Source organism: Streptomyces sp. 11x1 (genome assembly GCF_032598905.1).
GTDB lineage: Bacteria > Actinomycetota > Actinomycetes > Streptomycetales > Streptomycetaceae > Streptomyces.
This window is the reverse complement of the sequence record NZ_CP122458.1, coordinates 774,467-788,489: the sequence shown is the minus strand read 5'-3', so window position 1 is coordinate 788,489 and position 14,023 is coordinate 774,467. Positions and strand designations below refer to the sequence as shown.

At 74.0% G+C, this 14,023-nt stretch carries 9 protein-coding genes; 3 read left to right on the top strand and 6 right to left on the bottom strand.

Annotated features, from left to right (window positions below):
• Nucleotides 1–18: 18 nt before the first annotated feature.
• From hemC to P8T65_RS03830, 4 genes are all read right to left on the bottom strand, one after another.
• Entirely contained in the window at nt 19–951 is a 933-nt protein-coding gene (hemC, locus tag P8T65_RS03845; RefSeq protein WP_316723991.1) for a hydroxymethylbilane synthase, read from the bottom strand.
• An 84-nt stretch (nt 952–1,035) separates the two neighbouring features.
• Nucleotides 1,036–3,318: a bifunctional serine/threonine-protein kinase/ABC transporter substrate-binding protein gene (locus P8T65_RS03840; protein ID WP_316723990.1), complete on the bottom strand. Its 2,283-nt coding sequence runs from the start codon at nt 3,316–3,318 to the stop codon at nt 1,036–1,038.
• Entirely contained in the window at nt 3,318–5,693 is a 2,376-nt protein-coding gene (locus P8T65_RS03835; RefSeq protein ID WP_316723989.1) for a bifunctional serine/threonine-protein kinase/ABC transporter substrate-binding protein, read from the bottom strand. The genes P8T65_RS03840 and P8T65_RS03835 overlap by 1 nt, the downstream gene beginning before the upstream one ends.
• The gene (locus P8T65_RS03830; protein ID WP_316723988.1) at nt 5,693–6,571 is read right to left on the bottom strand and encodes a hypothetical protein; all 879 of its coding nucleotides are present in this window, start codon (nt 6,569–6,571) and stop codon (nt 5,693–5,695) included. Before P8T65_RS03830 ends, P8T65_RS03835 begins: the two co-directional genes overlap by 1 nt.
• Before the next feature lie 140 nt (nt 6,572–6,711).
• Between P8T65_RS03830 and P8T65_RS03825 the strand changes: the two genes are divergently transcribed.
• The 3 genes from P8T65_RS03825 to P8T65_RS03815 are packed head-to-tail and all read left to right on the top strand — an operon-like array spanning nt 6,712 to nt 9,810.
• Nucleotides 6,712–8,268: an NAD(P)/FAD-dependent oxidoreductase gene (locus tag P8T65_RS03825; RefSeq protein ID WP_316723987.1), complete on the top strand. Its 1,557-nt coding sequence runs from the start codon at nt 6,712–6,714 to the stop codon at nt 8,266–8,268.
• Entirely contained in the window at nt 8,265–9,176 is a 912-nt protein-coding gene (locus tag P8T65_RS03820) for a fatty acid desaturase (RefSeq protein ID WP_316723986.1), read from the top strand. Before P8T65_RS03825 ends, P8T65_RS03820 begins: the two co-directional genes overlap by 4 nt.
• The gene (locus P8T65_RS03815; RefSeq protein ID WP_316723985.1) at nt 9,169–9,810 is read left to right on the top strand and encodes a TetR/AcrR family transcriptional regulator; all 642 of its coding nucleotides are present in this window, start codon (nt 9,169–9,171) and stop codon (nt 9,808–9,810) included. The genes P8T65_RS03820 and P8T65_RS03815 overlap by 8 nt, the downstream gene beginning before the upstream one ends.
• 89 nt (nt 9,811–9,899) lie before the next feature.
• Here the strand turns inward: P8T65_RS03815 and P8T65_RS03810 are convergent, their stop codons facing one another.
• Nucleotides 9,900–12,119, bottom strand: a complete 2,220-nt coding sequence (locus P8T65_RS03810) for a SpoIIE family protein phosphatase (protein WP_399098280.1) — start codon at nt 12,117–12,119, stop codon at nt 9,900–9,902.
• Nucleotides 12,120–12,729: 610 nt separating this feature from the next.
• On the bottom strand, nt 12,730–13,929 hold the full coding sequence (locus P8T65_RS03805; RefSeq protein WP_399098278.1) for a PucR family transcriptional regulator: 1,200 nt from the start codon (nt 13,927–13,929) through the stop codon (nt 12,730–12,732).
• Nucleotides 13,930–14,023: the final 94 nt, after the last annotated feature.

Sequence of the window (14,023 nt, the reverse complement as noted above, 5' to 3'; positions counted from 1 at the left end):
GCCGGGCGCCGGCGCGGATCAGTGCGGGATGCCGTCGATGAGGTCGCGGGCGCCCTGGCGGAGCAGTGCCACCGCTACGGAGGTACCGAGGGTCGCGGGGTCGAGACGGCCCGCCCACTCGTGGGCGTTGAGGACCGTCTTGCCGTCGGGTGTGAACACCGAGGCCCGCAGGGAGAGTTCGCCGTTGCGCTCGGTGCGGGCGAAGCCGGCGATGGGGCTGTTGCAGTGGCCCTGCAGCACGTGCAGGAACATCCGCTCGGCGAGCGTCTCGCGGTGGGCGTCCGGATCGCCGAGCCCGCTGACCGTGTCGATGGTGTCGGTGTCGTCCTCCCGGCACTGCAGCGCCAGGACGCCCGCGCCGATCGGCGGCATCATGGTCTCGACGGAAAGGATCTCGCTGATCACGTCCGCACGGCCGATCCGCTCCAGCCCTGAGACGGCCAGCAGCAGCGCGTCCGCCTCGCCCGCGGCCAGCTTCTCCAGCCGCCGGTTGGCGTTCCCTCGGAAGGGAACACAGTCCAAGTGCGGGTGGGAGGCCGCGAGTTGCGCGGCACGCCGTACGGAGGAGGTGCCGATACGGGTTCCGGCGGGCAGCTCGTCCAGGGTGCGTCCGGCGGGGTCCACGAGCGCGTCCCGGATGTCGTCCCGCTTCAGGAACGCCGCGAACATCGTGCCGGCCGGGAGGGGCCGGTCGGCGGGGATGTCCTTCACACAGTGCACGGCGAGATCGGCCTCGCCCGCGACGAGCGCGGCGTCGACCTCCTTGGTGAAGGCCCCCTTGCCCTCGACCTTGGAGAGATCACCCATCCACTTGTCCCCGGTCGTCTTCACGGGGACCACCTCGGTGCGCAGCGCCGGGTGGAGCACGGCGAGTTCGGCGCGTACGCGCTCCACCTGTGCCAGAGCCATGGGCGAGTCTCGGGAGACGATACGAATCAGGTCCTGCGACATGAAGGCACGATAGCCCCTCGGGACGGGCCCGCATCACCACAACGGCCCCGGGTCCGGCCCGACCGCCGCCGTCGCACATCCGTGTCATACATCCGCCTGCTGGTACTGCCCGCGAAAGTCGAACTTCCCTTCGGTCACGCGGTACAGGAACAGCGCGTCGTGGTTGTATCCGCTGTCCGCGGTGTACGCGACGGTCCGGCTGATGCCGGTGTACGACACCTCCCGCATACGCCGCACGATCGCGCCCCGCTCCCGCAGGGCCGTGCCTCCGCTCGCACACGCCTGGGCCAGGAACAGCACCGCGTCGTACGCCTCCGCCGCGTACGGGCCCGGCCGCTTCCCGTACCGGGCCTCGTACGCCTCGGTGAAGGAGCGGGCCGCCGGGACGGCCGTCGGATCGATGAAGGCGGTGGCGAGGACCCAGCCGTCGGCCGCCCGGCCCGCGCGCTCCAGGAACCGTGTGCCGAAGGCCCGTTGGGTGGCGACCCGGGCCCCGGAGAACCCGGCCTCGCGCAGGGCCGCGGCGAACGCGCCCGCCCGTTCCTGCCCTCCGCTGAACACGACCGCGTCCGACCCGGACGCGACCACCCGCCGGGCGAGCGCGGTGTGGTCGAGCTTCCCGGCGGCGACACTCGTGACGCTGGTGTCCCTGCCGTCGCGGCCGAGCGCCCGCTGGATGTAGTTGCAGAGCGTCCAGGCGAAGTCGCCCTCGGCCCGGTCCTCGACCAGGAACACCTCGCGGGCGTCGGCCTCGCCCGTCAGATACGCGTTGCACGGGGCGGCGAGCAACTCGTCGCTCGGCGAGAGCTGCGCGTGCGAACGAAGCGTGGACAGACCGGTGTCCCTGACCTGGGAGGTCACCCCCACCGACACGGAGACGACGGGCAGCACGGCCTGCGTGTACACGGTCTCCGCGGCGAGGAAACAGGCGTCCGTGGTCGGTCCCAGCACCGCTAGGACCCGCCGCCGGTCCTTCGCCAGCCGCGTCGCCCGGTCCAGGGCCCGGTCGGGCTCGCCGCCGTCGTCGTACGCGCGCAGCGTCAGCCGCAGCGGACGGTCGTCATCGGCGTTCACGTGTGCGACGGCCAGCCGGGCGCCGTCGAGCTGGGCCCGCCCGGTCTCCCCGGTCGCCCCGGACAGGTCGCCCTGGAAGGCCACGACGAGTTCGGCGCGCGGGCCGGACGAGGGGGAGCCTCCCGCGCCGGCCTGCCGTCCGCCCCGGTTGCGCCACCACCACGCCCCGCCGCCGGCCGCGAGGAGCCCGGCAGCCGCCCCCGTGGAGCCGAGCGCCAGGAAACCGCGGCGACTCGTGCCCCGAGCCCGCGCCTGTTCCCGCGTCGGGGCCTCGTCCTCCGGCCCCTTGAGCGACGTGACCGTCACCACGTCCGGGTCCGACGACGCCGGCGTGGATGCCGGTGCCGAACCGGGAGACGCCGAAGAGGGGGACGTCGGCGCGGTCACCCGGGTCGGCTCAATCGCCCCCATCGCCAGCACCGTCGCCGAACGCTCCGCGATCAGCCGGGTCACCGGCTCCGGCAGCCACCGCTCCCGGTCGGCCGGAACGGCCGCGTCGAGCGCCGCGCCGACCTCGGCGGCGGTCGGCCGGCGTGCCGGGTCCTTGTCCAGACACGCCCGGACGACCGGCTCCAGCGCCTGCGGGATCCCGGAGAGTTCCGGCTCGTCGTAGACCGTGCGCAGCAGCACCCCGGCGGCCGCGCCGGTGCCGAACGGCCGGACGCCGGTCGCGGCGAACGCCAGGACGCAGCCCAGCGAGAAGACATCGCTGGGCGGGCCGATCCCGGCGCCGCGCGCCCGCGCCTGTTCGGGCGACAGGAAACCGGGGGAGCCCACGATGACGCCGGTGGACGTGAGCGCCATGCCCTCCGGTGCGCGCGCGATTCCGAAGTCGATCAGTCGCGGACCGTCCGGGGCCAGCAGCACGTTGCCCGGCTTGACGTCGCGGTGCACCAGCCCCGCCCGGTGGACCGCGTCGAGCGCCTCGGCGAGCCGCGACCCCAACACGGACACCGCCCCGGGGGACCACGGCCCGTGCTCCTCCAGCGTCTCGGAGAGCGACGGGCCCGGGACGAACGGAGTCGCGAGCCACGGATCTTCTGCGTCGGCGTCCGCGTCCAGCAGGGGGACCACCCAGGGGCTCTCCACCTGCCGGGCCACCTCGATCTCCCGGCGGAACCGGGCCCGGAATCCCGCGTCGTCGGCGTGGGAGGCCCGCACGACCTTGACCGCGGCGAAAGCCCCGCCGGGGGCACGGGCCAGGAAGACGACGCCCATGCCGCCGGCGCCGAGCCGCCGCAGCAGGCGGTAGTCGCCCAGCCGCGACGGATCGGCGGTGCGCAGCGGCTCCATCAGGCGGTCAGCGGCGCGGGGCCGCCGTACACGAACGCCCCGTCCGCCACGCGCCAGAGGTAGCCGCCGGTGCCGTCGATGACGGGCAGACCGTTCTTCTGGAAGCCGTACGTCCGGGTGACGCCCTGGTACTCGGCGGCCCGCAGCGCGGCGAGCAGTTCCTCGCGGCTACGGCTCTTTGCCGGGAGTTCCGCGAGGGAGGTGAGCACCATCGACGTCACGTCGTAGGCCTCCGCCGCGTACCGGGGCGGCGCCTTCTTCCACCGCTTGCGGTAGGCGGCCACGAACTTCTTCGCCTCGGGGACGTCCGACGGGTCGACGACCGGTGCGACGATCGTCCACCCGTCGGCGGCCTCCTCGGCCGCCGTGAGGAATCGGGGGTCGAGCAGAGCCGGTCCGGCGGCGCGGGCGCCGGTGAATCCGCGCTCGCGCAGCGTCCGGGCGAACGAGGCGGCCCGGTCGGACAGTCCGGCGAAGGCGAACGAGTCGATGTCGGCGGCCAGCAGGTCGTCCACCGTGTCCCCGAAACCGGACCGCATGGTGCTCACCACGCGGGGTACGTACGGCTGACCGGCCAGCCGCAGCTGCTTGCTCAGATTGGCGCTGACCTCCCAGCCGTAGTTGTCGGCCGCCCGGTCGACGACCACACCGACCCTGCGGGGCCGGGTGCTCCGCAGGAAGGCGTCCATGTAGAACGGCAGCAGGGAGTCGGGCAGGCGGGCGTGCAGGAACGAACGGAAGCCCTGCACGGACAGGGAGATGGCGCCGGGGGACACCGCGACGACGGGCAGCAGGGCGGCGTCGTAGGCCGCCAGCGCGGACTGGGCGGCCGCGTCCGTGGTCGGGCCGACCACGGCGAGGACGGCGGGATCGTCGGCGAGCCGCTTCGCCACCCGGGCGGACTCGGCCGGGTCGCCGGCGTCGTCCTCGGCCCGCACCTCCACCCGGAAGGGCGCGTCGCGTCGGGCGTTGAACTCCGCGACGGCGAGCCGCAGTCCGTTCTCCTGGGCTCTTCCGGTGTCCCGCGCGTCGCCGCTGAGGTCGCCGTGCAGGGCGACGGTGTAGGCGGGTCGCTTCGAGGGGGCGGACGCGGACGGCTTCCCGTCCCCCGAACCGTCGTCCCGGCCCAGGGCCCACCAGGTCGCGCCGCCGCCCGCGGTGAGCAGCGCGCCCGCGCCGCCGAGGAGGACACGACGCCTCGCGGGGGCCGCCCGGGTGCCGGTGGCCGCGACGGGCACGGTGTCGGCGGCTCCGGATCCGGCTCCGGGCGTCGCGGGATCGCGGGGGCCGGGGAGGCCGTTGTCCGGCATGGTGGTGGACAACACGGAGGCGGGTGCGGCCTGCGAGGCGGCGTCCGGGCCGGAGGGGGCGGTGGAGATCTCGGTGCGGTCGATGTCCGGCAGCGCGAGCGCCTCGGTCGAGCGCCGGGCGATCAGCCGGACCACCTCGTCGGGCAGCCAGGACCCCAGGGGGGCGCCGCTCGCGTCGGCGGGGGCAGCGGCGGGCTCGGCCGAGGCTTCGTCGGTGTCGGTGTCGGTGTCGGTGTCGGCGACGGTTTCGACGGCCCCCGCGGGCAGCAGCTCCCGTATCAGCACCGTCACCTCGGGGCGGGCGGCCGGATCCTTCTCCAGGCACCGGGACAGCAGTTCGCCGAGCGGTGCCGGTACGCCGTCGAGGTCGGCCGGATCGTGCACGGCCCGGTAGAGGAGGGCGTCGAGCGCCCCCGTGCCGAACGGCGGCCGGCCCGTCGCCGCGAACGCCAGGACACAGCCGAGGGAGAACACGTCGCTGGGAGCGCCGACGGCCAGGCCGCCACGCCCCTCGGCCTGCTCCGGGGAGAGGTAGCCGGGCGTACCGACGACGAGCCCCGTCGCGGTGAGTCCGCTGTCCTCGGGCGCCCTGGCTATGCCGAAGTCGATGAGCCGGGGCCCGTCCGCCGCCAGCAGGACGTTGCCGGGCTTGAGGTCCCGGTGGACCAGCCCCGCCCGGTGCACCTCGCCCAGGGCCTGCGCCAGCCGGCCGCCGAGGACCCGCAGCCCGTGCTCGCCGAGCGGTCCGTACGCGGCCACGGCCTCGGCCAGGGAGGGGCCGGGCACGAACGCCGTCGCCAGCCACGGCGCCTCCGCGTCCGCGTCGGCGTCGATCAGCGGGACCGCCCAGGGACTGCTGACGCGCCGGGCCACCTCCACCTCGCGCCGGAACCGCTCCCGGAAGCCCGTGTCCTCGGCGTACTCCGCCGCCAGCACCTTCAGCGCCACCAGCGAACCGGCCGACGTACGGGCGAGGTACACCACGCCCATGCCGCCGGCGCCGAGCCGGCCGAGCAGCCGGTGGTCGGCGATCCGCGCCGGGTCGGACGAACGCAGCCGTTCCATCAGCCCTCACCCCCGCCCAGTTCGTACCTCACCCGGTCGAGCATGGTGGTGGTGCCGCGCGTCATGAACTGCTCCAGTTCGGCGACGGTGTAGCCCTCGGCGCCCTTGATCGACACCGTCATGGTGACCGGCCCGAGCCGGGTCACCATCCACCGGTAGAACGCCTTGCCGGTGCCGGTGCCGGTGCCGGTGCCGGTGAGATAGACGCCCGTCTCCAGGACCGAGTCGTCGGCGTAGTTGTTGCCGCGCATCCCGAGAGGGGTGCCCACGGACATCAGTTCCGCGATCCGCTCGTCGGCGCGCACCTGCTGCTCGGGGCAGCGCAGCGCCTCCTCCAAGGTCGCGGACACATGGTCGTCGGCATCGAGCACCGCCGTGTGCACCGTCACCGTCGCGGTCACCCGGACCGTGCCGCGCTTTCCGGCGCCGGGCAGTTGGCTGTACAGGGAGAGGGAGGCCAGTACGTCGTCGGGGAGCGCCGTGCGCTGCCACCGGCACTGGTCGTCGAGCAGCGCGATGGTTCCCTCGGCACTGCGGGCGAGCGGCTGGGCCTCGAAGCCCGTGCCCCAGTCCTTCGGCCGCATCGCGACCGCCTCCGCCAGCGCGGCGCCGTCCTGCCTGGCGCGCGGCACGCGATCCGGGGCCGCCTCGAACGGTGTGGCGGACGCCGACGCCGTCGGCTCCGCGCCCTCCGCCGAGACCTCCCCGGACGCGGAAGCGGAAGGCGTCGCCGACCCGGACGCCGTGGGTTCGGACGTGTCCGCCCGCTCCGTCGCCCCCGCGCTGCACCCGCCGAGGAACACCGCCGCGACGGCCCCCGACGCGGCGGCCCTCAGCCGCCAACGACCTCTTCGCCCAGCCCTTTTGTCGTCCAACACCCGCCCCCTCCACCGCAGTACCTCGTGCGTGACCGGTGATCGTACAGAGGTACGCATTCCCGGCGTGAGCGGTTCCCGCGAGTCTCTTCGCACACGCCCGAACCATTGACGCGGAGACTGAACTACCTCACCCTGAACGGATGTTCAGAACAGGTGTTCAGAACGCGCGCCGGACGGTGGTCGATCGTGGCGACGGTCGTCAACGCGCCCACGCCGATGTGGTGGTGATCGGCGGAGGAATGGCGGGCATGGCCACGGCGCTGCGCCTGCAACGGGCCGGTCTGTCCACGATCGTGCTGGAGGCGCACGGCCACGCGGGCGGCTGCGCCGGCTACTACCGCAAACGCGGGTTCTCCTTCGATGTCGGCGCGACGGCGCTGGTCGACTTCGGCTCAGGAGGCGTCGGCGGCGAACTCCTCGCCGCCGTCGGAATACCACCCTTGGACGCCGAGGAACTCCCCGGCTACCGCGCCCATCTGCCGGACCGTCAGGTCGTGCTCCACCGAGACCGGGCCGCCAGGCACGCCGAACGGCTGCGCCGGCTCGGTGACAGTGCACGGCACCGCGCGTTCTGGGACCTGCTCGACGGCCTCGCCGACACGTTCTGGCGGGCCAGCCGGGCCGGCGTACGGCTGCCGATCCGGGGTCCCGCCGACGCCCTCCACGACCTCCGGGCGGTCGGCTGGTCCGGGCTCCCGTACGCCCGTCATCTGAACCGGACGCTGGGTGACGCGCTGCGCGACCATGGCCTGCGCGCGGACGCCGCCCTGGTCGGACTGCTCGCCATGCTGGTCGAGGACACCGTCCACACCGAGGTCGACGACGCGCCCCTCATCAACGCGGCGCTCGGGGTGACCATCCGGGGTGCGGGCCTCAGCAGACACCACGGCGGCATGCACGGGTTCTGGCGGGTGCTGGTGACCCGCTACCGGGAGCTGGGCGGCACACTGCGGACCGCCTGCCGTGTCTCGCGGGTCCGGGGCGCGCCCGGCGCCTTTGAGGTGACGACCCGTCAAGAACGTTTCCACGCAAGGCGGATCGTCTGCGCGGTACCGGCGGCCACCACCGCGACGATCTGCGCGGAGCTGCCGGTGGCCCGCCGGCTCCGTGGCTACCTGGCGCGCGACGCGGACTCCCTCGGCGGCGCGGTCGTCGCCTTCCTCGGGGTCCGCGAATCCGAGTTCGCTGAGCAGGAGTTGACGCATCATCAGCTGCTGGACTCGTACGACCGTCCCCTGGGCGACGGCAACAACATGTTCGTCTCCGTGTCCGCACCCGGGGACACCCTGAGCGCACCGTCCGGCCATCGCGCCGTGATGCTCTCGACCCACACCGACCTCGCCGACTGGCGCGACCTCGACGCGGCGGAGTACGGGCAGCGCAAGAAGGAGGCCGGGGAACGGCTCCTCTCCCTCGCACGGCGCGCGTACCCACGACTCGGCGAGCGCGCCGTCTTCGCCGAGACGGGGACACCCCGCAGCTACGAGCGGTTCGCCTTCCGCCCGGAGGGCGCGGTCGGCGGCGTACGCCAGCGCCTCTCCAACACCAACCAGCACGCCGTACCGCACGACCTCGGGGGCCCCGGCCTGTGGCTGGTCGGCGACACGACCTGGCCCGGCCTCGGCACGGTCGCCTGCGTGCTGGGCAGCCGGATCGTCGCCGAGGGACTGCTGAAGGAGAGGAGACGCGCGGGATGACCACATCCGACAGCCCTGATGTGAGCGGCTCGAACGACTCGAACGACTGCAATGGCGCGAACGGCTCGGCCGGTTCGGCCAGTTCAGCCGGTTCGCGTGGCCGCCTTGAGAACCCCCCGGCCCCGGGCCTCCCCACCCTCGCCGAACTCGGCGACGACCTGCTCGTCACCACGCGGCGGCAGCGGATCGTCGCGCTGGTCCGGCCGGGTCTCGGCGTCCTGCTGTTCGCGGGCGCGGTGTGGCTCGGCTGGTGGTGGCTGACGCCCCTGATCGTGTTCGGGATCTTCGTCGCGGTCGTGACCGTCACCCACGACGTCGTGCACCGCACGATCGGCCTGTCCCCACGGGCGACCGACTGGGCGCTGTTCGCGATGGGGCTGGCCCTGCTGGAGAGCGGGCACGCCTACCGGGCCACGCACACCCAGCACCACCGTCTCTTCCCGCACCCGGACGGCCCGGAAGGTCACCCCGCCGAACTGTCCCTCCTGGGCGCGATCTGCTACGGCCCCGTCTTCCTCGTACGCCTCTGGCTCTGGTCCTACCGGAGGGGCCGTGACCGCCGCTGGCTGCTGGCGGAGGCGACGGCCCCGTTCGCCGCGTTCACCGGGGGTGTGCTGCTCCTGCCGTACACCCCGGGACTCCTGGTCTATACGGTGATGGCGATCGTCGGGAGCTGGGTGTACCCGCTCCTGACGGTGTATCTGCCGCACCACGACTACGGAGACACCCCATTGACGCAGACCCGCACCCTGCGCGGGAGGATCATCCCCGCCGTCTTCCTGGAACTCACGTACCACCTGGAGCACCACCTGTACCCGAGGGTGCCCAGTCACCAGTTGCCGGAGCTGGCCCGCAGGCTCGAAGGCCACTTCGCCGCGCACGGGGTACGGCCGGTGCGCGTTGTCTGATCAGCGAGGTCCCCGGGGAGCGCAGGACGGGCGCGGCACCCGTGACCGTGTCCTGGAGGCCGCCCTGTCCTGTATGGTCCGCCACGGTCACGGCGGGACCACCGCCCGGGCGATCGCCCAGGTCGGCGGCTTCGCGCCCGGGGTGATCTACTACCACTTCGCGGACCTGGACGACCTGTTGGTGGCGGCGCTGGAACGGACCAGCGGGGAGTGCATCGACCGCTACCGTGCCGAACTGTCCGGCCTCGACCGTGCCGTGCCCGTGATCGCGCGGCTGCGCGAGCTGTACGACGAGGACAGCGGCACCGGGCACATCGCCGCCGTCCAGGAGCTGTACGCCGGGGCGCGGCCGGGGACGCGGCTGGCAGCCCAACTGGCCCTGGAGACCCGCAAATGGGAGGACCTGGCCGAGGAACTGCTGACGGTCCTGCTGCGCGGCAAGCCTCTGGCGTCCGTGGTCCGGGTACGGGTCCTGGCCGGCGCGGCCGTGGCCTTCTACCTCGGGATGGAGACCCTCACCCACCTCGACGGCGACCGCTCCCGTCCGGAGACCCTGTTCGCCCAAGGGGCCCGCCTCGCCGCGCTCTTCGACCGCGTGCCCCGTATGAGGCGACGTGCACGAGGGGCGAGATGAGCGGACGGGGCTCCTGCCGCGTGCCCGAGTCGTCGGAGCCCCCGCCGTTCCTGCGGATCAGCACCAATCCCGGCACGGCGGTCCAGTGGTCACCTATGTGAACTCGCTGTGGCGGTGGGGTGGATGAGGAGCAGGGCGATGTCGTCGCTGCGCGGAGCCGAGCGGCGGGCGTGCCGGACGAGGGAATCCGCTACAGCGTCCATGGCGTGCGGGCCGGAGAGGTCGGAGCGCGCGAGGGCGCGGGCCAGGTCGTCGACCGCGTCCTCGATGTCGGTGCCGGGGGCCTCGACGAGCCCGTCCGTGTAGAGGGCCAGGACGGACCCGGGCGGCAGCGGGACCTCGGTGGACGCGTAGTCGGCGTCGGCGTCGATGCCGAGGAGGAGCCCCGGGGGCAGGGGGAGGGGTTGGGTGCGGCCGTCGGGGTGGCGCAGCAGCGGGGGCGGGTGGCCGGCGCTCGCGAGGCAGGCGGTGTGCCCGCCCAGGTCGAGGTGGACGTAGAGGCAGCTGGTGAAGAGGTCGGGGTCGAGGTCGGTCACGAGCCGGTTCGTCCGGGCGAGCACATCGTCGGGGGCCGCGCCGGCGGTCGCGTGGACGGCGGTGCGGACCTGCCCCATCAGCGCGGCGGCGTTGACGTTGTGCCCCTGCACGTCCCCGATGGCCGCGGCGGCCGTGGTGGGGCCGAGCCGGATGAGGTCGTAGAAGTCGCCGCCCACGTCCATGCCGCGGGTGGCCGGGAGATAGCGCGCGGCCACGTCCAGCCCGGCGACCCGGGGCAGGGTGTGCGGCAGCAGCCCCGCCTGGAGGTTGTGGGCGAGCTGGTGCTTGGTGTCGTACAGCCGTGCCCGGTCCAGGGCCTGGGCGATCAGCCCGGCGGTGGAGGTGAGGACGGCGCGCTCCTCCGGTGTGAAGTGATGGGGCTGTTCGTAGGCCAGGACGAGGGAGCCGACCGGCCGCCCCGAGGCGATCAGCGGGAGGAACGCCCAGGCGCCCATCGCGTCCTGGAGGACGGCCGGGGGATAGGCCCGCTTCAGCTCGGCGAACGTGGCGAAGAAGGCGGGGACACCCGTGGTCAGGGCGTACACGGCGGGGGTGTCCGAGGTGAGCGGGGCGGCGTCCAGGCGTTCCATCAGCTCGGTGGTGTAGCCGCGGTAGCCGGTGATCCGCAGCCGGCCGTCCTCCGCCGTCATCAGGGCCAGGGCGGCCGCGCCGAACGCCGGCAGGATCTGGTCGGCGACCTGGTCGACCACGTCGCGCACGCCGACGGCCTCGGTGAGCGTCGCGGCCAGGTGCATCAGGTGGTACAGGTTCGCGGCCCGCCCCGCGGCGGGAACGGCGGGCGGACCCGACCCGGTGGACGGGGAGGGCGGTGCGTGGGCGTGCGCCGAGTGGGTGGGCGCGATGCGCACGCTGATGCCGGAGGCGTCCGGCTCCAGGCGGAAGGACAGCCACCGGTCCGGTGGGCGCAGGGCGATGAACGACACCGTCTCGCGGCTGAACATGGCCGCCCGGTAGCTGTCCTCGGCGATCGGGTCGGCGCCGAGCCAGGGCAGCGCCTCCCACGGTTTGGCGCCGAGCAGCTCGGGGATGCCGACACCGAGCAGCTCGGCGGCCTCGGTGTTGAGAAAGGAGATCCGCCCGTCCACGTCCAGCGAGCCACTGCCACCGGGGAGGCGCTCGGCGAAGTCGACCGCCGCCTGCGCCTCGGCCGGTCCCGCGAGCCTGCGCCGCAGCGGGGGCAGCATCACCGGCTCGGCGGCGGGCCGTACCGGGTGACCGTCGTCCGCCGCCTTCCGCAGGAGCAGTCCCAGCGTGTGACAGGCGCCGGCGATCTCCTTCCGCTCCCGGGGGCTCGGCCGGGGCGGGTGCGAGGCCGGCCAATGCAGCACCAGACCGCCCCAGATGTCGTCCCCCGTGGTGATGGGGGCGGCGGCCAGTGTGAAGCGGTAGGGCACGACCAGCGCCAGCCGTGGATAGCGGCGCGCCAGGTCCTCCTGGCCGCTCACCCACACCAGCCGCCGCTCCCGTACGGCATCGGACACCGGGGAAGAAGTTTTCACCGGCACCCGTGCCCACGGCATGGAGATCTCCCACGGGACACCGCCCAGCACGGCCAGCTGCAGCACGGGCTCGTCCGGCCGCAGCAGATAGACCGCCGCCACCGAGGTGCCGCTCCCCCGGGCGACCTCGATCAGGGCGGACTGCAGCGGCTCCGGACCGACGGTGGTGGGACCAGGCACGACCTCACCCGCCCCGGACCGGCCCGACGGAGCGGACAGGCAGCCGTCGAACGTCACCCATATGCGGACCATACGCCCACGCCGGGGCGACGGCACACGGATGGGGCCCCGCTCGGCCGTGGCTCCGGGGCACGGTTCTGCAGGGCGCCGCGCCACGCAGAACGCCGACGCGCGTTACCGCGCGGCCCGCCGATGCGAGTGGCCGTGCGGCCCGCCGACGTGGCGACCGCCGACCAGTCGGCCCGACCGCCCTGCCCGTCGGCCCGCCGGTGCTGTCCGCCGCCCCGTCGCCCGGTCGGTCCCCGCGCCCTGTCCGCCGGCCCTGTCCTCCGGCGGGTCGTTCCGGTCGGTCGGTCCGGCATCCGGTTGGCCCGCATGCCCGGTGCCCCTGCCCGCCGCCTCTGACCGTCGGCCAGTCGTTCCGCCGGGTCGGTCGTTCCGGCGGCCGGTTGGCCCGTCTGCCCTGTCCGCCGCCCCGCCGCCCTGACCGTCGGCCAGTCGACCAACCAGCCGGTCCGCCTGCCCGGTCCGCCTGCCCGGTGCCCCTGCCCGCCGGCCATGTCCTCCGCCCCGTCGACCCGCCAGCCCTGCCCGCCGACCAGTCGGTGCCGACCAGTCGGTTCGGCAGCCAGTCAGCCCGTCTGCCCCGCTTGCCCGGTGCCCTGGGCGCCCCTTCGCGCGCTCAGCTCACCTCGGTGGGTGGGTGTTCCGTCGGCTCCGTGCCCCGGTCGCGTACGGCCAGCAGGGCCGTGCCGATGTGTGCCACCACGCGTGGGTCGGACAGGGACCGGGACGTCAGCTCCTCGACGCGGCGCAGCCGGTACCGCACGGTGTTGGGGTGCACGAACAGGCTCCGGGCGGCGTCCGTGGCCGAACCCGCGGCGGCGAACCAGTGCTCCAGGGTCCGCAGCAGACGCGCCCGCTCCGCGACCGGGAGGTCGAGCACGGGTCGCAGGACCACCTCCACCAGGTGCGCCGCCTCGGCCGGCGCGGCGGCGACCACCATGGCCAGCGGGTCGTCGTCGAACCGCGCCACACCAGGGCCGCCGTCCCGCAGCCCGGCCAGCGCGAGCCGGGCGAAACGCAGAGCCCGCGGGGTGTCGCGCAGGGAGTGGAAGCTCGGGCTGACACCCACCCGGGCGCGGGTGCGGCGCAGGACGCCCAGGAAGGTGCCCTCGGCCGCCGCTGTGGGCAGGGCGATCAGACCGATCTGCTGGTCGGGCAACAACCGCCAGGCAGAGGGGAGTTGAGCCTGACGCAGCCCGGTCTCGACGCCCGCCAGCGGCTCCTCGCCCGGCGCGCCGGCCGCCGCCGCGGCGACCGCGTAGGGCCCCCGCTCGGGCAGCCCCAGCTCGCGGGCGGCCTCCCACAGCGTGGTCCGATCGGCGATGACACCCGTGAACAGCGCCTCCACCAGAGCCGACCGCCGGGCCTGACCCCGTGCGGTCAGCTCGGCCGCCGTCTCCCGGTAGGCCGCCGCGACCGCCTCCGCGTACAGACCGAACAGCGCCCAGATCTCCGCGGACTTCGCCACCAGCTGGTCGTCGGACACCTCCGGATGGGTACGCGCCTCCGCCACGATCTCCGTCCACAGCAGTTCGAAGCCGACCCGGTACGCGTGCAGGGTGTCCGCCAGCGGCACACCCTGCACGGCACGGACGCGCCCCGTCTCCCGCGCCGGGCTCGGGTCCGCGGTGGCACCCGCGAGGAGGTGGTTGAGGATCAGGTCCGCGTTGGCCGTGCACGAGCGGCGCAGCGAGTCGAAAGGGATCAGCGACTCGTCGTCGTAGGCGTCGACGTCCGACCGGATGCGCCCCGCGATCCGCTCACCCAGTTGCGGCAGTCTGGAATGCAGCGCCGCCGCCACGCCCGAGATGTCCATCTCCGCAGCCTAACCGCCCTGTTTTGTTCCCCCGGACAACATGGGGCGGCAGGCGCTGTCGTACGGCCCATAGGCCGCCGCTGCGCGTGGCAGC